Annotated in this window: 15 protein-coding genes, 5 tRNA genes, 1 other RNA gene and 1 riboswitch; of the genes, 14 read left to right on the top strand and 7 right to left on the bottom strand. The window is 56.1% G+C overall.

All coding sequences use genetic code 11. The annotated features are described in order from the left end of the window. Nucleotides 1–243 precede the first annotated feature (243 nt). Nucleotides 244–1,605, bottom strand: a complete 1,362-nt coding sequence (murD, locus tag C7386_RS05055) for a UDP-N-acetylmuramoyl-L-alanine--D-glutamate ligase (RefSeq protein WP_116704950.1) — start codon at nucleotides 1,603–1,605, stop codon at nucleotides 244–246. Nucleotides 1,606–1,709: 104 nt separating this feature from the next. On the opposite strand from murD, the gene rnpB reads away from it, so the two are divergent. The 3 genes from rnpB to C7386_RS05040 all read left to right on the top strand — a co-directional run bounded on the left by rnpB (nucleotide 1,710) and on the right by C7386_RS05040 (nucleotide 3,892). Continuing rightward, nucleotides 1,710–2,049: RNase P RNA component class A (gene rnpB / locus C7386_RS05050), an RNA gene on the top strand. A gap of 364 nt (nucleotides 2,050–2,413) precedes the next feature. Next, nucleotides 2,414–3,103, top strand: a complete 690-nt coding sequence (locus tag C7386_RS05045) for a hypothetical protein (RefSeq protein WP_116704949.1) — start codon at nucleotides 2,414–2,416, stop codon at nucleotides 3,101–3,103. A gap of 177 nt (nucleotides 3,104–3,280) precedes the next feature. Beyond that, nucleotides 3,281–3,892 (top strand): CpXC domain-containing protein, encoded by a 612-nt coding sequence (locus tag C7386_RS05040; protein WP_116704948.1) that lies wholly within the window; start codon nucleotides 3,281–3,283, stop codon nucleotides 3,890–3,892. A gap of 280 nt (nucleotides 3,893–4,172) precedes the next feature. Here the strand turns inward: C7386_RS05040 and C7386_RS05035 are convergent, their stop codons facing one another. Further along, the gene (locus C7386_RS05035; protein ID WP_133241573.1) at nucleotides 4,173–5,021 is read right to left on the bottom strand and encodes a putative manganese transporter; all 849 of its coding nucleotides are present in this window, start codon (nucleotides 5,019–5,021) and stop codon (nucleotides 4,173–4,175) included. Nucleotides 5,022–5,171: 150 nt separating this feature from the next. Here C7386_RS05035 and C7386_RS05030 point away from each other — a divergent pair, with 150 nt between their 5' ends. The 7 genes from C7386_RS05030 to C7386_RS04995 all read left to right on the top strand — a co-directional run bounded on the left by C7386_RS05030 (nucleotide 5,172) and on the right by C7386_RS04995 (nucleotide 12,510). Continuing rightward, nucleotides 5,172–6,878 carry a DEAD/DEAH box helicase gene (locus C7386_RS05030; RefSeq protein ID WP_116704946.1) on the top strand — a complete coding sequence of 569 codons (1,707 nt, stop codon included), beginning with the start codon at nucleotides 5,172–5,174 and terminating at the stop codon, nucleotides 6,876–6,878. A gap of 226 nt (nucleotides 6,879–7,104) precedes the next feature. After that, nucleotides 7,105–8,292 carry a phosphodiester glycosidase family protein gene (locus C7386_RS05025; protein WP_116704945.1) on the top strand — a complete coding sequence of 396 codons (1,188 nt, stop codon included), beginning with the start codon at nucleotides 7,105–7,107 and terminating at the stop codon, nucleotides 8,290–8,292. 86 nt (nucleotides 8,293–8,378) lie between these two features. Further along, nucleotides 8,379–8,469, top strand: a tRNA-Ser gene (locus tag C7386_RS05020). A 742-nt stretch (nucleotides 8,470–9,211) separates the two neighbouring features. Continuing rightward, nucleotides 9,212–9,296 (top strand) — tRNA-Leu (locus C7386_RS05015). 22 nt (nucleotides 9,297–9,318) lie between these two features. Then, nucleotides 9,319–9,404 (top strand) — tRNA-Leu (locus C7386_RS05010). 210 nt (nucleotides 9,405–9,614) lie between these two features. Further along, a riboswitch (THF riboswitch) is annotated at nucleotides 9,615–9,717 on the top strand. Nucleotides 9,718–9,786: 69 nt separating this feature from the next. Continuing rightward, nucleotides 9,787–10,371, top strand: a complete 585-nt coding sequence (locus C7386_RS05005) for a folate family ECF transporter S component (RefSeq protein WP_110436503.1) — start codon at nucleotides 9,787–9,789, stop codon at nucleotides 10,369–10,371. A gap of 516 nt (nucleotides 10,372–10,887) precedes the next feature. Continuing rightward, on the top strand, nucleotides 10,888–12,510 hold the full coding sequence (locus C7386_RS04995; protein ID WP_116704944.1) for a mannitol dehydrogenase family protein: 1,623 nt from the start codon (nucleotides 10,888–10,890) through the stop codon (nucleotides 12,508–12,510). A 786-nt stretch (nucleotides 12,511–13,296) separates the two neighbouring features. Here C7386_RS04995 and C7386_RS04990 read toward each other — a convergent pair. The 4 genes from C7386_RS04990 to C7386_RS04975 are packed head-to-tail and all read right to left on the bottom strand — an operon-like array spanning nucleotide 13,297 to nucleotide 16,627. Further along, complete coding sequence (locus C7386_RS04990) at nucleotides 13,297–14,679, bottom strand: MATE family efflux transporter (RefSeq protein ID WP_318261187.1); 1,383 nt, start codon at nucleotides 14,677–14,679, stop codon at nucleotides 13,297–13,299. Then, on the bottom strand, nucleotides 14,676–15,161 hold the full coding sequence (locus tag C7386_RS04985) for a DNA-deoxyinosine glycosylase (protein WP_116704943.1): 486 nt from the start codon (nucleotides 15,159–15,161) through the stop codon (nucleotides 14,676–14,678). The genes C7386_RS04990 and C7386_RS04985 overlap by 4 nt, the downstream gene beginning before the upstream one ends. Nucleotides 15,162–15,164: 3 nt before the next feature. Further along, nucleotides 15,165–16,208 carry an A/G-specific adenine glycosylase gene (locus tag C7386_RS04980; protein WP_116704942.1) on the bottom strand — a complete coding sequence of 348 codons (1,044 nt, stop codon included), beginning with the start codon at nucleotides 16,206–16,208 and terminating at the stop codon, nucleotides 15,165–15,167. Continuing rightward, nucleotides 16,205–16,627 carry a PaaI family thioesterase gene (locus tag C7386_RS04975; RefSeq protein WP_110436509.1) on the bottom strand — a complete coding sequence of 141 codons (423 nt, stop codon included), beginning with the start codon at nucleotides 16,625–16,627 and terminating at the stop codon, nucleotides 16,205–16,207. Before C7386_RS04975 ends, C7386_RS04980 begins: the two co-directional genes overlap by 4 nt. 1,319 nt (nucleotides 16,628–17,946) lie before the next feature. Between C7386_RS04975 and C7386_RS04970 the strand changes: the two genes are divergently transcribed. The 4 genes from C7386_RS04970 (at nucleotide 17,947) to C7386_RS13270 (ending at nucleotide 20,495) form a co-directional block, all read left to right on the top strand. Then, the gene (locus C7386_RS04970) at nucleotides 17,947–18,606 is read left to right on the top strand and encodes a helix-turn-helix domain-containing protein (protein ID WP_110436510.1); all 660 of its coding nucleotides are present in this window, start codon (nucleotides 17,947–17,949) and stop codon (nucleotides 18,604–18,606) included. A gap of 79 nt (nucleotides 18,607–18,685) precedes the next feature. Then, nucleotides 18,686–18,761, top strand: a tRNA-Thr gene (locus C7386_RS04965). A gap of 21 nt (nucleotides 18,762–18,782) precedes the next feature. Continuing rightward, nucleotides 18,783–18,867, top strand: a tRNA-Tyr gene (locus tag C7386_RS04960). A 1,394-nt stretch (nucleotides 18,868–20,261) separates the two neighbouring features. After that, nucleotides 20,262–20,495 (top strand): hypothetical protein, encoded by a 234-nt coding sequence (locus tag C7386_RS13270; protein WP_133241572.1) that lies wholly within the window; start codon nucleotides 20,262–20,264, stop codon nucleotides 20,493–20,495. A gap of 114 nt (nucleotides 20,496–20,609) precedes the next feature. Here C7386_RS13270 and tsf read toward each other — a convergent pair whose 3' ends face one another. Next, the gene (gene tsf, locus C7386_RS04955; RefSeq protein WP_110436511.1) at nucleotides 20,610–21,542 is read right to left on the bottom strand and encodes a translation elongation factor Ts; all 933 of its coding nucleotides are present in this window, start codon (nucleotides 21,540–21,542) and stop codon (nucleotides 20,610–20,612) included. Between the last annotated feature and the right edge of the window lie 48 nt (nucleotides 21,543–21,590).

Raw genomic sequence — 21,590 nt, 5'->3', positions numbered from 1 at the left:
GTGAACTTCACCGTATCGTTAATCTGCTCCATTATGGCAAATGTAATTGCACACTACATTTGCAAGTGGCTGGATGAGCAGAAGTAGGTCAACATACAGCCACGGCTTAAGCCACCGATAACGGAATAGAAAACCCCCGGAGACTGGTACTCTCCGGGGGTTTTCGCCAAGTGAACTAATTCATATCGTTGCTTATAGTATAGCACCGATTGCGAAATAATGCAAGCGTTTATCCTATTAACCTTACAGCTCTTCCACAAGCGACTTAAACAGCTTGCCGCGTTCCATGAAATTCTTAAAGCGGTCGAACGACGCGCTGGCCGGACTCATGATAACGACATCGCCGCTTTCTGCGCGGGCAGCGGCCTCCTGCACGGCTGTTTCAAGGTTTTCCACCTCGATAATCGGGGGATGCTCGCCCTCGATATTCTCCACGCACTCGCGAATCTTGGGTGCGGTAGCGCCGGTGAGCAGCAGCAGCTTTACATGGTCGCAGATAGGCTTGCCGAGCACGTCATACGGGATATGCTTGTCGTAGCCGCCTGCAATGAGAATGACCTTCTGCTGGAAGGAATTCAGTCCTGCGATGGTTCTCGTCGGACTGGAGGCGATGGAGTCGTTATAATACTTCACGCCGTCCTTCTCGCGCACGAACTCGATGCGATGCTCAACGCCGCCGAACGTGGTTGCCACGGCGCGGATATCGTCGTCAGAGGCATAACCCTGCACGACAGCCGCCGCCATCATCATGTTGTACACGTTGTGCGCGCCCGGAATGCGGATATCGGATGCGGGCATCAGCTCACGGCGCACGCCGCCGTCCGCGATGTAGATAACGTCGTTCTTGAGGAATACGCCGTTGGCCAGCTCCTGCGTTTTGCTGGTGCAGAACAGGTTGCCGGACGCCTTGAGCGAGCGGGTGACCTCGTCGTCGAGATTGAGGATCAGCTTATCGTTCTCGCCCTGATTGCGGTAAATGGCAGTCTTGGCCTGCACATACTCGTCAAAATCCTTGTGGTAGTCCAGATGATTGGGCGTCAGATTGGTGATCGCCGCAATGTGCGGAGAGTGCTTCATGCCCATCAGCTGGAACGAGGACAGCTCCACGACTGCAAGGTCGTTTTCGGTCATCGTGTCCACGCGGGGGAGCAGGGGCGTGCCGATATTGCCGCCGAGATGCACAGTATAGCCCGCGTGCTTCAAAATCTCGCTGACGAGCGTGGTGGTCGTGGTCTTGCCATCCGAGCCGGTGATGCCGATGATCGGACACGGGCAGACCGCGAAGAAAAGCTCCATCTCGCTGGTGATCTCCGAGCCGTTTGTGCGCGCCTTCTCAAGAAAACGCGGGTGAACGCCCGGGGTACGGAAGATAACGTCCTCATCGAGCGCATCAAGGTAATGCGGGCCGAGAACGAAGTCTACGCCGAGGGTAGCGAGGGTAGCATAGCCGTCGCCAAGCTCGGTGGGTTCTTTTTTGTCATGCACGGTAACGCGCACGCCTGCAGCGCGCAGCATACGGATGAGCGGCATATTGCTCACGCCCGCGCCGATTACGCCGACCCGTTTATCCGACAGGCCGCCGAGGTATTGTTCTAATGCTGTCATAAATGCGTAACACCGCCTTTTGTACTTTGACAGTATACATGATTTTTCACGATTTTGCAAGTCCGGTTTGACGAGAGCGTTTTTTTACGGTATAATGCTATTTGTGACTGGTGCAGACGGTCGCGTGCCTTCGGGCATGAGGAAAGTCCGGGCTGCACAGGGCAAGGATAACGGATAACGTCCGCCGAGGGTGACCTTAGGAATAGTGCAACAGAGATATACCGCTGTTTTATGTCCGCATAAGGCAGTAAGGGTGGAAAGGCGAGGTAAGAGCTCACCACGTCCCATGGCAACATGGGAGGTCTGTAAACTCTATCCGCAGCAACGCCGACTGGGACTATGATTTGCCCGATCGTCCCGACTGGCGGCTTGAGATGCACGGCAACGTGCATTCGAGATAGATGACCGTCCACGACAGAACCCGGCTTACGCACCAGTCATGCCATAGCACCGCAGAGGAGAAATCTTCTGCGGTGCTTTTCTTTTACCTTCTGCAGGAATTGATAATTGAAAATGGAGAATGGAGAATGGAGAATTAACGCTATGGTGTAACCTTCTTCGTGTAACCCATCTGCAAATGCGTCACCGTAGGGGCGAACATTGTTCGCCCAAGCATCCGTTTAACCATAGTGCGGGCGCACACTGTGCGCCCCTGCGGTTACGCCTGTGCAGATGGTTTACAGACGGTGTGCCCCTACGGGATACATAGTACACTTCTATAAAAACTGCCGTTGCATTTTGTCGTTTTTTCCATATTCTGCGCCGAAAAAATTTGTTATACTTGAGGCAGGATAGGGAGGTGCATTTTATGAAAGGACTGGGAAAACGAATCCTCATGATGGCGGCTGTGACGGCGGTCTGCGTTTGGGCGGCCGGAAAATCCGGCTATGCGGTAAAACCGTACCGGCTGGACGAGGACACGCTTGCACAGCAGGTACAGGCGTTCGCGGAACAGGACCCGACAGAGTTCTACGGCAGGACGATATATGACGGCATTGTCATCGGCGATCGAGCGTTCTATGTGTTCACGCAGCAAGCAGGTTATGTGAGCATGAAGGACGGCGTACAGTGGGACTGCTTTTTCGGTGACTTGCACGCTTCTTCGAACTGGGTTGGCGACTGGACGATTGAGGTTGGTTCATACTCCGTTGATGCCAAATTCGGCTATGAAGTCATCGGCTGCGGCGGTCATAATTTCCTGCTGCTGTACGGCCTGAACTTCGACCAGCCGGTCGCAAGGGTGACATTCGACTGGTACGGAAAGGCTTGCGAGCTGCAAAGCGACAGCGAAAACCCGTGCTTTCTGCTCTGCACCGAGCTGGGCGATGCACTGCCGGACGAATACATTGACGATGAATGCATCAGACTGGGAAATTTCCGTTTTTACACGAAAACCGGCGAGGAGATCACAAACCGGTATGACAAATACTTCGGTACAATAGACGGGTCGGATATTACCGTTGCCGGCAGTATCGGCACGATTTACAAAGAAGCCTGAATGCAAAGCACCTGCCTACCCGCAGGTGCTTTTTCGGTTTGGCGCACTCCTGCCGCCTCACTCCTATCTCCAGCCTTGCAGAAGCTCTTCACTCTCAGCGCTTAACTCTTGCTTATAGATAGGGAAATGTGTTATAATAAAATTTAATTGGACAAACACAAGGGAGGAACCACTGTTATGATGATCGAATGTCCGCACTGTCATATGGAAACCGAACACAAGGTGATCGACCATATCAATATCGACCGAAATCCCGAGCTGCGGGCAAAGGTACAGGACCTGTCTGTCTTTCGTGTAAAATGTCCAAACTGCGGCGAAACCGTGCTCGCCGTACACCCGTGTCTGTACCATGACATGGCAAACCAGTTTATGGTATGGCTGTGGACCGAGGACGGTCAGGTTCCCAAGGCGGAATTTGATCCGCTGGCAGGCTACACCCTGCGCGTGACCGACAGCCTCAACACCTTCCGTGAGAAGATCAACATCCTCGAGCGCGGTCTGGATGACCGTACCATCGAGATCATGAAGCTGCTGCTGTTCGCACAGCTTAACCGCGACCTCGATGTTGTCGAGCTGCTCTTCCACGAGCTGGATGAGCGCACGGGTGATTTCCGCTTCGTGGCCGTGCTTTCCGACGGCGCGGAGCAGTATGCCGCCATGCCGGGCGCGGCGTATCAGCGCCTGCACGCGGATGTGGAAACCTATCTGTACACGCCGGGCGGCGAGTTCTCGCGCATTGATATGACGTGGGCGCATCAGGCACTCGAGCTGCTGCACGAGATGGGCTGACGGTTTACCTTCTCCGCAGGGCAGACTGACCTCAGCCCGCCGTTTGTGTCCGGTTTGCACAATCTTTCTCGTAGGGGCGCACAGTGTGCGCCCACGCAATGCCATATCAAACGGTTTCCGGCCGTTCCTTGCGCAGACTCCGGTCGCGCTGCGGCCGAACAATGTTCGCCCCTACGATTACACGTTTGCAGATGGGTTACACGGCGGGGTGAACGAAAGACGCAAATCAGGGCATAAAAAAGGATGTGCCGTTTTGACACATCCTTAGATTTTTTCATTCTCAGCCGATAAGCAGCTGCACCAGCGTACCGCCGATCACGGCGGTGGCAAACGTTGCGGCGATGACCGGCAGGGCGCGATGACGGCCTTCCTTCTCCTCAAGAAGAACGATGTAGCCGAAGCCTGCGCCGGTGGAAAGACCGGCAACCAGAGCGCCGAAGCTGATCGTGCCGCCGACAAACAGCTCGCTGAGCAGCACGCTCATCGCACAGCTCGGAATCAGACCGAGCACCGCGCACAGCAGAGGCTGGAAGATGCTGTTGGTCAGCATGAGGGAAGCCACGCGCTCCTCACCGATGCCGTGTACGACCATGTTGAGCGCGAACAGCACGACAAACAGGAAGATGGTGGTCTTGATGGTGTGGGACAGGATATTCGCCACCGGCGAGGTCTCACAGCCGCAGTCGCCCATCTCGATCTCAAGCGGGCCGTCGGTTCCGGCCTTGTGCCTCCGGAACACGGTGCAGCGCAGAATATAGCCGCCGATAACCGCGATCGCAAACTTGACCACGAGCAGCAGCACCACCTGCTGTACGCTTGCGCCGCCTGCCAGCATGATGGGCACCGCCTCATCCGAGGTGGCAAGGAACACGGCAACCAGCGTTGCCGGTGCAAGAAAGCCTGCCGAGAACAGCGCGGACGCTGCCGCGGAAAATCCGCACTGGGGAATGGAGCCGGCGAGCGCGCCGACCACCGGACCGAACTGCGCCGCACGCGAGAGCAGCTCCGGCGTATTGGTCAGCCGGTTTTCAATGTAGTACAGCAGTGCGTACACGACCAGCAGCAGCGGTACGGTCTTGAGCACATCGAAAAATGCTTCCGGCAGAACGTGATGAATAATTTCTAACAAATAGGTCACCTCATAGTTGATCTGTGGGTTGATAACATTCGTGTTGTCTCAGAGACAATTATAATAAGTATAGCATAGAACCCAGTCCGCAGGCAAGCGGGATTTGCCGGACTGCATACCAAAGATAGCAAAAGGAATCGAATATTTACCATGAAATTTAACGAACTCAAGTTGGAGAAAAACATCCTCAAGGCACTGAAGGAGGCAGGCTATTCCGAGCCGACGCCCATTCAGCAGCAGGCGATACCGCCGGTGCTCGAGGGCCGCGACCTGATGGGCTGCGCCCAGACCGGCACGGGCAAGACCTGTGCGTTCGCAGTGCCGATCATCCAGCGCCTGGCAAAGAGCGAGGGCAAAAAGGGCACCATCCGTGCGCTCATCCTCACGCCGACGCGCGAGCTTGCGCTGCAGATTTACGAAAACGTGTGCCAGTACGCGCGCTACGTGCCGTGCAGTGCGGCGGTCATCTTCGGCGGCGTATCGCAGGTGCCGCAGGTCGAGGCGATCGAACGCGGTGTGGATATTCTCATTGCCACGCCGGGCCGTCTGTGGGATCTGATGGGTCAGAAGATCGTAAAGCTGGACAAGGCAGAGTTTTTCGTGCTCGACGAGGCCGACCGCATGCTCGATATGGGCTTTTTCCCGGATGTCAAGCGCATCGTCAAGTTCCTGCCGAAAAAGCGCCAGACCCTGCTGTTCTCAGCGACCATTCCGGCAGAGATTGCCGATCTGGCAGAGAAAATGCTGCATGAGCCGGAGCATATCTCGGTAACGCCGAGCGCAAAACCGGCGGACAAGATCGAGCAGCAGCTTTATTTTGTAGAAAAGCAGGAAAAGAGGGAACTTCTGCCGGATATCATCCGTCAAAGCAATGTACACCAGGTTCTGGTGTTCACCCGCACCAAGCACGGCGCAGACCGGGTCGCGCGCGACCTCAACCGTGCGGGCATCAAGACCAAGTCCATCCACGGCGACAAGTCGCAGAATCAGCGCCAGCGTGCGCTCGCGGACTTTAAGGAGTGCAAGATCGCGGTTCTGGTTGCGACTGACATTGCCGCGCGCGGCATCGACATCAACGACCTGCCGCTCGTTATCAACTTTGACCTGCCGAACATTCCGGAAACCTATGTGCACCGTATCGGCCGCACCGGCCGTGCCGGTCAGGAGGGCACCGCGATTTCCTTCTGCGACCGCTCCGAGCGTCCGTACCTCAAGGATATCGAAAAGCTGATCGGCAAGCGCATTCCGGTTGCCGGTGAGATTCCGCACGAGGAAAAGGAGGAGGAGAAGCGCGAGTCCGGTCAGCACAGGACGACCAACAAGCGCTCCCGCCGCAAGCCGGTCTCCGAGAACGCCACCGCCGAGGAGGTCGCCGCAGATGTGGCCCGCGAAAAGGAAGCCAAGAAGAAGGCACGTCAGGCGAGAGCGAATGCCAAGCGTCCGTCCCGCCGCGAGAAGGCCGCCGAGCAGCAGACCGAGCAGCAGGCGAAGGCAGCCGCGCCGCGCTCCCGCAAGGGCGGCGAGAGAAGAAGCAATTCGAGCCGCCACGGCCGCAGAAACGACCCGTACGCTCGCTTCGAGAAGAACGAGCCGCGCGTAGACGCTCACACGCCGAGCCGCGCGTATGCGCTCAGCGATGAGGCTGCCGCACGCATCCGCAGAAAGGTCGAGGCCGCACTGGCCGCTCGCGCCGCAAAGGCGGACGGCAAGGCCGCTCCGCAGCAGGAGAAGAAGGGCAGGGGACACGGCAGCAGGTCTGCGCACAAGCCCGCACCGCAGCAGAACAAGACGGCACAGAGCAAGACGACCAATCACCGTCATCGCCGCCGCACCCCGAACAACAACCGCAAAGGTTAAGAAGTTGCTGTCATAACCATTGCACACCGCCTGAACGGCTTTTTTGCCAGCATACTGCGTTGTTTTCCCTTGCAATCCGTCAGGATTCCTGCGGGAAAACGCCTTATCTGCTGACAAAAGATCTCGTTCATCCGGCGCACTCTGGCTATGAAAGCAACTTCAGTGATAGAGACAAACCCGAACCGTATCCCGCGGTTCCCGGACTGAGAGAGAAGGAGCAACACGAATGAACGGCGCAAAACACCGCTTCGCACTGGGACTGACCTGCTTTTTTCTGATCGGCATCACGGTTGTGTATCCGTTTCTTCTGTACACACCGAACGCGTTCGTCACTCGCTGGCGTGAGTGGTACATCGAAACCGCAATGGGCACCATGACGCACCAGTGGCTGGCCACCTGGTTCATCCCGGAGAACATCATCAACGAGGTGATGACCAAGCGCTACCTGATGAACCAGAAGCAGGAGGGCATCGTCAGCAACTGGGACGGCGCATGGGAGGAGAAAGAGGAGGACACCGCCGAAACGCCGAAGGACAAATTCTATGCCATGTTCAGTGAGCTGGACGAGAGCGAATTTGAGCGCTTTCTGGCGGATAATCCGGAGTATCTGGAGAACGGCTACGACGAGATCAACATCGACCTGATCGGCGAGCCGAGCCAGACGCACTACGACACCGGCCTCAAGACGAAGCAGGGCGACACGGTTCTGGCGGTCAACGCCGCGCACGGCATCCTGATCGTCGAGCAGACCGGCGAGGACACGCTCGGCATGGAGTACGCGGGCAAGGTCGCGCTCTGCAAAAAGCCCGAGAATATCTATGTCGGCACGAGCGAGGGCCTTGGCGATTACGGCTCGTTCGTATCCGATATGGTGAGAGATTATGACGCCGTTCTGGGCATCAACGCCTCCGGCTTTGCCGATTTTGACGGCAACGGCACGGGCGGCACCGTGTACGGCTTCCTGAAAAGCCAGGGAGAGAAGTATCAGGACGCAGTAGGCAACGGCTGGAAGATCATCGGCTTTGACAACGAGGATCATCTGCAGGTCGGTGCGTTCAACGATACCTCCAGTCTGCGCGACGCGGTGGAGTTCCACCCGGCGCTCATCATCAACGGCGAGAATCTGGTCGCAGGCACCGGCCTGAACGAGCAGCAGCCGCGCACGGCCATCGGTCAGGCGAAGGACGGCACGGTTATCATGATGGTCGTTGACGGCCGTCAGATGCACTCGTTCGGCATTTCGATCGAGCGCTGCGGCGAGATCATGGAGCAGTACGGCGCATATCAGGCATCCATGCTGGACGGCGGTTCGTCCTCCGTTATGGTCTACCGCGGCCGCGAGATCACCAGTCCGACTACGCTTTCCCAGAATGAGGAAGGCCGTTATCTGCCGGATGCCTTCCTGGTGAAATAAAAATTATCACGATTTCGGAAAAAGCACTTGTATTTTCCGTCATTGCATGATAGAATAAATAAGCGCCTGTAAGACAGGCGCGATACGGAGAAGTATCGAAGTGGTCATAACGAGCTCGACTCGAAATCGAGTTGGCGGTAACACGCCACGTGGGTTCGAATCCCACCTTCTCCGCCAAAATAAAGACCATCCATCCGGATGGTCTTTATTTTTTACCGAAGGTGGGATTCGAAAGGCGGCTCTTAGAAACATGCCAGTGGCATGTTTCAACCGCCGTGGCTTTTCCGCAGAAAAGGAATCCCACCGCCCAGATCTCAGCGCCCGCTTCATACGGAGGGATGGGCGGCTCTTAGCAGAGTGCCGGTGGCACTCTGCAACCGCCGTGGGAGCCCGTAGGCCGACAACCTCTAAAATATTTAATGGTTGCTTGCCGCAGCAAATGGAATCCCACCGCCCAGATCTCAGCGCCCGTTTCATACGGAGGAATGGGCGGCTCTTAGCAGAGTGCCGGTGGCACTCTGCAACCGCCGTGGGAGCCCGTAGGCCGACAACCTCTAAAATATTTAATGGTTGCTTGCCGCAGCAAATGGAATCCCACCGCCCAGATCTCAGCGCCCGCTCCATACGGAGGGAAAGGCGGCTCTTAGCAGAGTGCATGAGGTGCTTGCGTAACATCTTCGCAAAAAAATAAAAAAATTTCTGCCGGCCGACGGAATTTCCCGAAGGACGGCAGTTTTTCATGCCGCCCAAAGCCGAAGACAAAGTGCGGAAAAGTGTCGGTTTTCGCCTGTTTTGATAATAATTTTCAGCGTTTGAAAATTTCTCAAATTTTTTCGCAAATTTTGTTGACAAAGGGGGATACCCCTGCTATAATATATCTTGTCGCTGAGAGACAAGCGGTTCACCGCGAGAGATCAATGCGAGTGTGCTGGAACTGGTAGACAGGCACGTTTGAGGGGCGTGTGTCGATCGACGTACGGGTTCAAGTCCCGTCACTCGCACCACCTTCTTTCAACAACCAAATATGCGGATGTGGCGGAATGGCAGACGCGCTAGCTTCAGGTGCTAGTGTTCGCAAGGACGTGGGGGTTCAAGTCCCCCCATCCGCACCAAGTTAAAGAGCTTCAAACTTACGTTTGAAGCTCTTTTTCTGTACTTTTTGGAAAGCTCGTCGGAGCAGGGAGGAGGCTGTCCGATCCCCTTGTCTAACAGATTGTCTGCCATTTCACCCAATTCCGCAGAATGCACCAAAACCAAGCCGACAGACCACGGATTTTCTGTATTGACACCTGCCCAAACCGTGGTACAATTATAACAGAAAAAGCAGAGTAGAGCACAATGCGTTAAGTGCCGCTGAAACGGGGAGTTGTTCGGCGGACGAAAGGGAGCCTTTTCCTTGCGGTATTGTGGTCGCATCCCGCTGCTGCAACTGTTTAGGCACTTTCCTAAATCGCTGTGGCAACAGATGAATTTGATTAGGAGGTGTCTTTTTCTATGTCTAAAACTCCGAATATCTTTGTCCGCTCGCTGCGTGAGCTGAAATCCACCCGCTGTCTGGCGGTCACGGCGCTGCTCATTGCGATCAACGTCACGCTGGATCTGCTCGGTCTGTCGATCAAGCTGCCGCCCAACCTGCGTATCGGCTTCGGCTTCCTGTGCAATGCGTCGATCGGCATGCTGTTCGGCCCGGTCGTCGGCATGATGGCCGGTGTGTGCACCGACGTGCTCGGCTACTTTGCGGGCAATCTGTCCATGGGCGCGTATTTCCCGGGCTATACGCTGACAGCCGTTGTCGGCGGTCTGATCTGGGGTCTGTGGCTGTATCCGCGCAAGATCACCGTATGGCGTGCCATCGGCGCAAAGACCTGCATTAACCTGTTCTGCAATATCTGCCTGAACACCCTGTGGCTGACCGTCACCGGCGGCAAGGCGATGAGCGTGCTGCTCGTTACGCGCGTGCCGAAAAACCTTATTCTGCTGCCGATCGAGATCGTGCTGGTCTATTTCGGCATGAAGCTGGTCAACCGTATCTATGGCGCACTGCCGAATGGCAAAGCGGCGACGGAAATCGAGAATTGAAAATGGAGAATGCTCCGTAAGATAAAACAGTCCCTCGGCCTGTCGCTTGACAAAGCCGGGGGATATGCTATAATAAAGACAAAGGGACACTGTTACAGCAGTCAGGCCCTCATCGTTCAATCAATAAGTATTGATGACCGTTTCGGGTACCAGCCGGACGGTCATCGCGCTTTTATACAGAAAATGTACAGTACAATGACCGCACATACAAAAAGCTGAAATGCTTTCTTCTGCACTTGCGCCACCTCCTTCCTGCCGCGGACTGCGGGAAAGGAAAAGAGGGTCTGACCGCCTTATGTAACAGTGTCCGCAATGATTATAGCATATAACACCGAATAAAGTCAATCAGCCGCCTTTTTGGGCGGTTTTTGTTTTATTTGAAAACATTGGCAGCACGCTTTCAGCTTTTTGTGAATAATTCTGTTTTTCCCTATGCAAACGGCTGATTTTTTGTTATACTATATATGATTGGAGAAGAACGGTACAGTCCGTTCGCTGAAAGGGAGTGACCTCTTTATGAAACTTACAAAAGAGAGTATTAAACATAACGTGGCATGGAAGGGTTATCGTCTGCCGCAGTACGACATTGACGCCGTGCGCGAAAACACCCACAAGGCACCGACTTGGCTGCATTTCGGCGCCGGCAACCTGTTCCGCGCCTTCCCGGCTGTACTGGCGCAGCGCCTGCTGACCGCCGGCCTGTCCGACACCGGCATTATCTGCTGCGACGGCTACGATGAGGAGCTGATCGACCGCTGCTACCGTGCCTGCGATCATCTGTCGCTGGTTGTCACCCTGTATTCCAACGGCACGATCAACAAGGAAGTGGTTGCGTCCGTTACCGAAAGCCTCAAGCTGAGCGAGGACATGCTGCGCCTGAAGGACATTTTCCTGGCGCCGAGCCTGCAGATGATCAGCTTTACGCTGACCGAGAAGGGCTATATCATCCAGGACGACACCCGTGAGTTCCTGCCGGACTACAAGCACGACCGCGAGAACGGTCCGGAAGGCTGCCAGTCCTTCTTTGGCAAGCTGACCGCACTGTGCCTCGAGCGCTGCCGCGCCGGTCTGTCTCCGCTGGCACTCGTTTCGCTGGATAACTGCTCGGACAACGGCACCCGTCTGGAGCGTGCTGTCCGTCACATGGCACGCGCATGGCAGAGAAACGGCTTCATCACCGAGGATGAGTATTACTTCCTGCTCAAGAAGAATACCTTCCCGCTGTCCATGATTGATAAGATTACCCCGCATCCGGATAACCGCATCGCAGACAAGCTGGCGGCTGACGGTCTGGAGAACGCAAAGCCGTTCGTAACCGAAAAGGGCACGCATGCGGCTGTTTACGTCAACTCCGAAAGCCCGCACTACCTGCTGATCGAGAACGCATTCCCGAACGGTCATCCGGCTCTCGAGCAGTGCGGCGTTATCATCACCCGCCGCGACATCGTTGAGAAGTCTGCGATGATGAAGGTAAGCACCTGCATGAACCCGATGGATACCGCCCTCGGCGTATTCGGCTGCATGCTCGGCTACACCCGCATCAGCGACGAGATGAAGGATACCGAGCTGGTCAACCTCATCACGCGCCTGAGCGAGCAGGAGGCAATGCCGATGGTAGCCGACCCGGGCGTTATCGACCCGGAGGCATTCCTGCACGAGGTTCTCGGCGAACGTTATCCGAACCCGTTCCTGCAGGATTCCCCGCAGCGTACCGCAACCGATACCTCGCGTAAGATTGCACCGCGCTTCGGCACCACGCTGTACGCTTACTATAACTCCATGCTGCCCGCACACCGTGCCACCAAGCTGATTTACATTCCGCTGGTACTGGCCGGCTGGCTGCGCTATCTGGAAGGCGTGGACGATAACGGCAGCGAGTTCACCCTCAGCCCCGACTCGAATATCGAGCATGTCCGTGCGCTGATGGGCAACCCGAAGCTGGGCGACGACGTAAGCGAGGCTCAGCTGTACCCGCTGCTGGCAAACCGCTACTACTTTGGTGTCAACCTGTTTGAGATCGGCGTAGGCGAGACCGTTGTCCGCATGTTTGGCGAGATGAACCGCGGCCCGCACGCTGTCCGCGAGACGCTGCAGAAGTACTGCGGCGAGGAGCAGGAGCAGGAGTGGATTTTCTCTTAAATTACCGAAAAACCATGGTTTTTCCGGTAATAGGAACGGATCGTAGACCGTTCCAAAGTCGTCCGAAAGTTCCCGTACGGAAACTTTCTCCCTCCAGAAGTCAAAAAAGAGTGATACATGCTCCCTCTTTTTTGGCATTTGCATAGCAAATGCTATTGAATGCGCGCTGATGCGCGGGTACAGCAAGATTGATATTGTACTAATTGTTAAAGAAAAGGCGAACCTTTATGGGTTCGCCTTTTTGTATGCAGATAAAACAAAAACCGCCACAAAAGGCGGTTGATGGACAAGGTATTGCAATATATGCTATACTCAGAATGTCAACAACGATGTGAAACAGGTTGTTCCTCGAAAGTAACAACCGCTCCTGAATAAGGAGCGGCGTTTCCTCAAGTTATTCGATTAACGGGAACGACCGCTCTTTCGCAGAGAGCCATCGTTGTTGACACAATTATAACGCAGTGCCCCGGTTTTGTCAAGCGACAGAGCCGGGGCACTGTTTTTCAGTTACCTGCTAACAAAGTTTACAAAACTTTCCCAAAGATTGCTGAACAGGGTGTTCCACGACGCCTGCGGGTTATGAATTGCAAACCATACAAGGCCTGCCGATAACAGAACAGTCACTACGATTATCACCCAGAAACAATACCATCGCTGTTTAGGTGTCATAGTATTTCCCTCCTCAGTCATAACGGTAATTTTCACCTCGGGGAGTTTTACATCTGATATCTATATAGTAACAGATATTTACGGCTTGTAAAGGGATTTTGCACAGAAGCCGGTGCATTATTTTTGTCCGGCGGCTACCCGTAATCCCGGCGCATACCTGAGCCATTTCCCGCTCTTGAGCCGCAGGAAGAAGCAGATCGACCGGCACAGCCAGTCACCGATCATGGCAATCCAGATGCCGATCGCGCCCATGCCGAAGTGCACCGCGAGAATATATCCCGCGACAAGCCGCAATCCCAGCATGGAGATAATCGAGCACACCATCGGATACCTTACGTCATTCGCCGCACGCAGGATATTCGGCATGGCAAACGAGGTCGGCCACAGGAAGATCGCGCAGCCGTTGTGAATCATAATCAGCGTCATGCCAAGCGCAAGCGCCTCTGCGGACACGCTGTAAATCTTGAGAATGAGCGGCGTGCACGCAATCGTGACAAGGCAGGTGCTGGCGGTAACGGCGTAGGTGATCATCATCAGCTTTTTCGCCATGCGGCGCGTCTGCGGCTCGTCGCCCGAGCCAATGCACTGCCCGATAACGGTTATCATCGCCAGGCTCATCGCCTGACCCGGAATGACGGCTACGGCGTCCAGATTGTTCGCCAACGCATTCGCGGTAATTTGCGTCGTGCCGAACAGCGAGATCATGCTCACGACGAGCACGCGGCCAAGCTGAAACAGGCTGTTTTCCAGTCCGTTCGGCACACCAATCTGCAGAATGCGGCGGATAAGCTCCTTATCCGGTCGAAACCGCTGTCCGCGCCGCAGAGAGACCGTGTGCTCGGGGTTCAGCAGCAGAATCGTGATAGCGACAGCCGCCGTGCCGCGTGACAGCACGGACGAAAGCGCTGCGCCTCCGACGCCCCACTTGAACACGAAAATGAACAGCGAGTTGCCGATGAGGTTGACGATGTTGATCAGTCCCGCAATCAGCATGGAGATACGCGAGTTGCCCTGTGCGCGGAACAGCGCCGCACCGGCGTTGTAAATCGCCAGAACAGGGTAGGAGAACACGCTGACCGTCAGGTAGGTGAGCGCGCTCTGCATCACATCGTCCTCGATCGTGCCGAACAGCAGGCGCAGCAGCGGTGCGCGGAACAGCATGACGAGCGCCGAGATGATCAGCGCAATGACCGTGACGACTAAGTACAGCTGCTTGGAGGCATCGCACGCACGGTCGTTCTTTCTCGCACCGAGCAGCTGCGCGACCACGACAGCGCCGCCGGTCGCAAGTGCGGAAAAGATGTTGATGATGAGCACGTTGAGCATATCGACCAGCGATACGCCGGAAACCGCCGCCTCACCGACCGAGGAGACCATCATCGTGTCGGCCAGACCGACCGTGATGGCGAGCACCTGCTCGATAACGAGCGGCAAAATCAGCTTTTTGAGTGCGGCATTGGGAAATAACTCTTTACTCGTAAAAAATACACCTCGAATCAAAGAATAACGCGGTACGCTTCTATCAGCCTCTCGAGCGACCATGCGGCGTTCGCGGGACTGGTGGAGGGCAGCTGCGTGATGGGTACGCCGGTTTTCGGCTCGATGAGTTTGCGGTACAGCTGCGCCGACTTGCCGCCGGTGGCAAAAATACGCGTAATTTTGCTCTCGCGGAGCAGTTTGCCGATGTCGTTCGGCTCGGCGTTGCGGATAGACGTGTCGGACGCGCCCGCAATATCGCATTTGGCGATGGTGTCCCACAGCGCCACATGATGCCGCAGGCACAGCGCGCGCTTGTCCTCGATGGAGACCGGCACCTCCTCGCCAAGCACAGCCGCCAGCACGCGCCAGAACCGGTTCTGCGGGTGGCCGTAAAAGAACCCGACCTCGCGGGATTTCGGGCTTGGAATCGAGCCGAGCAGCAGCACGCGCGACTCGCTGTCGTACAGCGGCGGAATGGTGTGAACGATGGTTTGCAGTTGCATGGATCAGTCCTCCAGTACGGAAACAAAGCTGCGGAACGCGCTCGGCAGCGCATAAGCGTCGCGCAGCTCGGCAGGTGTGACAAAGGTGAGAGCGGGTGCAGGTGCGTCCAGTTCGACATACACGCCGTTCATGTGCCACTCCACATGGGTGAAAATATGTTTGGCAGGCCGCAGAGAGAGCAGCTTTCGCACGCTCCAGTCCATTTCGGTGAGCGCCGCGCGCAGCTCGTCCGGCGAGAGATGGCCATCGAGCGACGGAAGCTCCCACAGACCGGCGAGCAGACCCTTTTTGGGTCTCTGCCGCAGACCGACAAGCTGACCGCAGCGCACAACAAGTACGGTGCGGTTTTCCACTCTCCGTGCCTTTTTTGCGGCTCGGAGCGGCAGCACAGCCGCGTTTCCGCGGTGAAAGCCCTCGCAGAGATGCTGAATCGGGCAGTCGTCACAGTGCGGCGCGCCGTTCGGCAGACAGACGGTTGCACCAAGCTCCATCAGCGACTGGTTGAGGTCGCCGGGACGGTCGGACGGCATGAGTGCGGCGAACCGTTCGCGCGTCTGCTTTTTGAATTTTGCGTCCGTGATCGGCGTGAAATCGTTATCCAGCCGCGCCGCCACACGCAGAACGTTGCCGTCCACCGCCGGAACGGGCAGTCCGAACGCGATAGATGCCACCGCGCCTGCCGTGTACTCGCCGACGCCGGGCAGAGCAAGCAGCCTGTCGTAATCAGCAGGCAGTTCGCCGCCGTATTCTTCGCACAGCAGGACCGCTGCACGGTGCAGGTTGCGCACGCGGCTGTAGTAGCCGAGCCCCTCCCAGAGCTTGGTGTAAACGGCCTCGTCCGCCGCCGCGAGAGCGGGAATATCGGGCAGCGCGTTCATCCAGCGGGAAAAATAGCCGCGCACGGCCTCCACGCGCGTCTGCTGCAGCATGATCTCGCTCACCCAGACGCGGTAGGGAGCAGGCTCAGACCGCCACGGCAGGTCGCGGTGCCCGGCGTCATACCAGCTCAGCAGCGGCTGCACGATGGCCTTGCTTACCCCGCTCAATATTTCATGTCATCCAGCGTAGCGCCGGTGTAGAACATGGTGAAGGTTGCGTCGGCAATATGCTTGCCCTCGTCGTCGTGCACCTCGACCATGTAGACCGACACCTTGCGGCCGCGCTTGCGCTCGTACGCCACAGCGGTCAGCTTTTTGCCGCAGCGGCCCGGACGGTAGTAGTGGATGGTGCTGTCGAGCGTGACGGCCACCGTGCCCTGAGACGCCGCCGCAGAGCCGGCCGCAATGTCGCACAGCGTGAAGATCGTGCCGCCGTGCGCCATGCCGAGCGGATTGAGCAGCTCGGGGGTCAGGTCAAGCTCTACGGTTGCGCCGCCGTCCTTGTCGAGCGTCACAACGTGCATGTGCATCAGTTTGTTTAAGCCGCCGGCTTCCTGCCGCAGCTTGAGGATTTCTTCAATGGTCAAGGTTAGGACTCCTTTATATTTATATAATCTTTTGATAAACGATGGTTTTTCGCCTTCGAGGCGAACGGAACTGCGCTGACGCCGCGCGGGCGCACAAGAGGGTAGACACCAAGGTTTCTACCCTCTTGAGAATCACCCATTTCCTTAGAGGGCACGGCGCAGATTGCCGACATGTGACCGCTGCGAAAATGGGGAACGGCAGAGGAGTTTTTCTTCCGCAGAGACGCACTGCGTGCGCTCATGTATCCGCATATTCGCAGTGTCGGATACCTTTCTGCTACACATGTGGTTTCATCTACGCAAGCGCAACATACCCGTGTTGCGCAATTCGTTAGCGCGTTATTACAGACAGGGTCTACGAGGATAAATGCTGCCGAACGCCTAATTCGCAGGTGCTGTCTGTAATCTCCAGACTTACGAATTACGCGGCACTGTCATGCCGCGTCTGCGTTGACTAAACCGCCTGTGTAGCAGTACGTTATCTGACACTGCAAATAGGCTGCTCATGAGGACGGACACCGAAGGTAGTCCGTCCGTAGCAGAGGAAAAATCCTCTGCCGTTCTCCTTTTTGAAGCGGTCGCCGCTCTCCGATTTTCGCCGGGCTAACAAACAAGGGAAAGGTAGGAGTTCAAAGAGGAAGGAAAACCGCAGGTTGTCCTTCCTTTTTGCCCCCGCGGCGGGCGCCGCAACGTCCCCGCCGTCCGCAGACGGCGAATCCCCCTGCTGAGGTTCAGCGAAAAAACTGCCGCCCGTCAGGGGCGAACCGCCTGCGCAGTTCGCGTGCCCCGGTCAGCCGGTGCTGAAAAAACTGCCGCCCGTTAGGGGCGAACCGCCTGCGCAGTTCGCGTGCCCCGGTCAGCCGGTGCTGAAAAACTGCCGCCCGTCAGGGGCGAACACGCCTGCGCAGTTCGCGTTCCCCGGTCAGTCGGTGCAGAAAAAACTTCCGCCCGTCAGGGACGAACCGCCTGCGCAGTTCGCGTGCCCCGGTCAGCCGGCGCAGGATAACAGGTGAAATCTGCGATACTACTCTATTTTATTATAAAATGCACCCGCTCCTGCGTCAAGCGCAACCGCCCGGCGAAGCCTGACGAATTTTTCTAACAGCCGTCGGATTACATAATCCCCAATATGTAGTTACCAATCGGAAACAGGACAACAAAATGCAGGGAAAAGTGCCGAAAATACAAAGTGAGCCTGTCGAAATGCGTCGAATATGACTGTTTTCTGTACTTTACAAACGGTAATACAGCGAGTATAATATAAATATATATTTTATAGTTGTGCCTTCTGCGGCACAACGCAGACGGAGAATGTTGGAATGAGTGATTTTTCGCGCACGCTTGCGCTTCTGCGACGGGAAAAGAAAATAAGTCAAAGAGCGGCAGCGGGCGACCTCGGCGTTTCGCAGGCGCTTCTCAGCCACTATGAGAACGGACTGCGCGAACCCGGTCTGTCTTTTGTTGTGCGTGCGGCGGATTATTACGGCGTGTCCTGCGACTACCTGCTCGGCCGTTCGATGGCGCGTGACGGCTCTGCTGTGCCTGCCGAGCGCATGGAGGGAACGGCCACCGAGACGGAGCACAGCCAGATCGTGCAGGCGGCAGCCCTGCTGCTGCAGGTTGCCGAATCGCTCGAGAGCAAGCAGCTTTCGCACGAGATCGAGTCGTATTTCGCGGTTGCGATCTACAAGGTGTACCGCTATCTCTACATGGCCGACCCGGCCGGTGTGGATGCGGTGTTCCGAGCGCCGCAGGATCGCTTCGAGTACCTGTGCGATGCCCGCATGAAGGAGCATGAGCTGAAAATCCGTCTGGCGGCCAACGGCGAGGAAGGCTGCGGTCTGACGCAGGAGAATATCCGGCGGATGCCGCTCGCCCCGAGCGAGATTGCACGGCGTTATCCGGATTTGTCGAGCGCACTGCTGACTGTTCTGCAGCAGGTGTCGGATTCGATCGACCGGAAAAATAAAATGCAATAAATTCGGATAAACCTATTGACAAATACACCGGCGTGAGGTATACTAAACAAGTCGCTGAGACAAGACGACTTGATGAAATGCTGGTGTAGCTCAGTTGGTAGAGCAGCTGATTTGTAATCAGCAGGTCGGGGGTTCAAGTCCGTCCACCAGCTCCAATCAAGCTGGTAATTGAATATGGAAGGTTTCCCGAGTGGCCAAAGGGAACAGACTGTAAATCTGTCGTCTATGACTTCGGTGGTTCGAATCCACCACCTTCCACCAAAACAGAAGGACATTCCAAAAGGAATGTCCTTTTTCTGTTTTGGCGGAAGGTGGTTGTGGATTCGAAAGCCGGCTCTTAGAAACGTGCCGGTGGCACGTTTCAACCGGCGTGGCTTCCGTCGCAACGGAAGCGAATCCACCACCGGACGGGCAGGCACGCGTGTAGCAGTACGGTTGTGGGACTGCACCAGACGCTCAAGTTAGACACACGCCCTAAACGGAGTGTTGGCTCTTAGAAACGTGCCGGTGGCACGGTTCAACCGGCGTGGCTTTCACCGCAGTGAAAGCGAATCCACCACCGGACGGGTCGGCAGGCATGTAGCAGTGCGGTTATATGACTGCACCAGAAGTTAGACACGCGCCCTAAACGGAGCGCCGGCTCTTAGAAACGTGCCGGTGGCACGTTTCAACCGGCGTGGCTTCCGTCGCAACGGAAGCAAATCCACCACCGGACGGGTCGGCAGGCGTGTAGCAGTGCGGTTATGGGACTGCACCAGCCAATCACGGCAGGCACGCGCCCGATCCGAAGGGAAGAACAGATTGTTCGATAGCGAAATCAACCTGTACAGGCTATTTGGAACGATATATTGCCGTTTGCGACGTTATCCCGTAGGGGGCGCACACTGTGCGCCCAGGCAGCGCAAAATCATACGGTTCGTGGGCGAACACTCCGACTCGCTAAGAGCCGCCTACGGCGGTTGCTCGCTGGACGTCCACTGCGGTGGGTGTGTTCGCCCCTACGGTTCAGTCGGTGTAGATGAATTTACAAGCGGTGTGCCGAGGTCGTACCTCAGGGCACCTTCTCTTGCGGCTTTGCCGCAGCAAAGCGAATCCACCACCGGACGGGCAGGCAGGCGTGTAGCAATGCGACCATGGGCGGCAATAACCAATCACGGCAGGCACGCGCCTAATCCGAAGGGAAGGACAGATTGTTCGATAGCGAAATCAACCTGCACAGGCGTTTGTAACGATATATTGCCGTTTGCGACGTTATCCCGTCTGGGCGCACAGTGTGCGCCCAGACAGCGCAAAATCATACGGTTCGTGGGCGAACACTCCGACTCGCTAAGAGCCGCCCTGCGGCGGTTGCTCACTGGACGCCCACTGCGGTGGGTGTGTTCGCCCCTACGGTTCAGCCAGTGCAGATGAATTTACAAACGGTGTGCCGAGGTCGTACCTCAGGGCACCTTCTCTTGCGGCTTTGCCGCAATTCACCTTGGCACACCCTACGGGATAGACTGTACAGACCGAAAAATATTTTCTCCGAGTTGACCACTCATGGTCAATTTTTTATATAATCCGGCGTATAGATGAGGGTAGAAGCTATGCCAGTCAAGGCGAATGCAGCGGCACATCAGCGGGCGTGAGAACCACAACGGCGGCGACCTGAGCCGATGAAGCTGCTCCATCGAACAGAGCAAAACCAGCCTTGTTGGGTATCAACAGGGCCTATTCCCATGCCCATCGTTTTTTCTCGTCCGGAAAACGCGATTTCTCGTCCGGAAAACGGCATTTCTCGTCCGGAAAATCCACAGAGCAGAGAAGAGCAGAGGACAGAACAGCAGAGCAGAGAAGAGCAGAGCATAGCAGAGAACAGCAGAGCAGACAAAATTGAGAATGGAAAATGATTCTGTCTGACCTGACCCTGACTGACGAAAAGAGATTTTCTAAATTGCTTTCTGAAAATAAAAAGGACCTCCGGTAAAACCGGAAGTCCTTGATCTATCGTTTTGGTAACGAGATTACTTAGCCATGGAAGCAACTTCTGCTGCGAAGTCGTCAACCTTCTTCTCGATGCCCTCGCCCTTCTCGAAACGAACGCACTTTACGAGCTTGATCTCGCCGCCCAGCTCCTTGGCAACAGCCTTGATGTGAGCCTCAACGGAAACCTTGTTCTCCTTAACGAAAGCCTGCTGCAGGAGGCAGTTCTCCTCGTAGTACTTGCCGATACGGCCGTCTACCATCTTGTGGATGATCTGCTCCGGCTTCGGCTTAGCAGCGGTCTTGTTCTCCTCGAGAGCCTGGATCAGGAGGATCTCCTTCTCCTTTGCGAGGGTAGCCTCGTCAACGTCGGACTTGTCCAGGAAGGACGGGTTCATAGCAGCAGCCTGCATGCCGATGTCCTTGCCCAGCTCCTTAACAGTAGCGTTGTCCTTCAGACCCTCGGAAACTTCCAGACCAACCAGAACGCCGATTACGCCGCCCATGTGGTTGTAAGCAACGTTAACGGTGGAGTTGTCGAAACGCTCGAAACGACGGATCTGCAGGTTCTCGCCGATGGTCAGAACCTTCTCCTGCAGAGCGTCCTGAACGGTGCCTTCGCCCATCTTGCAAGCCTTGAGAGCCTCAACGTCAGCCGGAGCGTCCTTGATAACAACGTTAGCAACGTCGGAAACGAACTGCTGGAAGTCAGCGTTCTTAGCAACGAAGTCGGTCTCGGAGTTTACCTCGATGATTGCGCCTACGCCGCACTCATCACATACGGTAGCCTTGACCAGACCCTCAGCAGCGATGCGGTCTGCCTTCTTGGCAGCCTTAGCCAGGCCCTTCTCACGGAGCAGCTCGATAGCCTTGTCGAAGTCGCCGTCGGCCTCGGTCAGTGCCTTCTTGCAGTCCATCATGCCTACGCTGGTCATTTCGCGGAGCTTCTTTACGTCAGCAGCGGTAAAAGCCATTTTATTATTCCTCCAATTTATGATTTTACGATGAAAAAAACGTAGGGC

This window comes from Agathobaculum butyriciproducens (genome assembly GCA_003096535.1).
GTDB classification, from domain to species: domain Bacteria; phylum Bacillota; class Clostridia; order Oscillospirales; family Butyricicoccaceae; genus Agathobaculum; species Agathobaculum butyriciproducens.
Note: the sequence above shows the minus strand (reverse complement) of the source record. Positions and strands in the feature narration are given on the sequence as shown.

Excerpts from the sequence above, each read along its gene's own strand:
- C7386_RS05030 (WP_116704946.1), top strand. The coding sequence starts at position 5,172 with ATGAAATTTAACGAACTCAAGTTGGAGAAAAACATCCTCAAGGCACTG.
- C7386_RS04970 (WP_110436510.1), top strand. The coding sequence starts at position 17,947 with ATGAGTGATTTTTCGCGCACGCTTGCGCTTCTGCGACGGGAAAAGAAA.
- C7386_RS04995 (WP_116704944.1), top strand. The coding sequence starts at position 10,888 with ATGAAACTTACAAAAGAGAGTATTAAACATAACGTGGCATGGAAGGGT.
- C7386_RS05040 (WP_116704948.1), top strand. The coding sequence starts at position 3,281 with ATGATGATCGAATGTCCGCACTGTCATATGGAAACCGAACACAAGGTG.
- tsf (WP_110436511.1), bottom strand. The coding sequence starts at position 21,542 with ATGGCTTTTACCGCTGCTGACGTAAAGAAGCTCCGCGAAATGACCAGC.
- murD (WP_116704950.1), bottom strand. The coding sequence starts at position 1,605 with ATGACAGCATTAGAACAATACCTCGGCGGCCTGTCGGATAAACGGGTC.
- C7386_RS05005 (WP_110436503.1), top strand. The coding sequence starts at position 9,787 with ATGTCTAAAACTCCGAATATCTTTGTCCGCTCGCTGCGTGAGCTGAAA.
- C7386_RS05045 (WP_116704949.1), top strand. The coding sequence starts at position 2,414 with ATGAAAGGACTGGGAAAACGAATCCTCATGATGGCGGCTGTGACGGCG.
- C7386_RS04985 (WP_116704943.1), bottom strand. The coding sequence starts at position 15,161 with ATGCAACTGCAAACCATCGTTCACACCATTCCGCCGCTGTACGACAGC.
- C7386_RS05025 (WP_116704945.1), top strand. The coding sequence starts at position 7,105 with ATGAACGGCGCAAAACACCGCTTCGCACTGGGACTGACCTGCTTTTTT.
- C7386_RS13270 (WP_133241572.1), top strand. The coding sequence starts at position 20,262 with ATGAAGCTGCTCCATCGAACAGAGCAAAACCAGCCTTGTTGGGTATCA.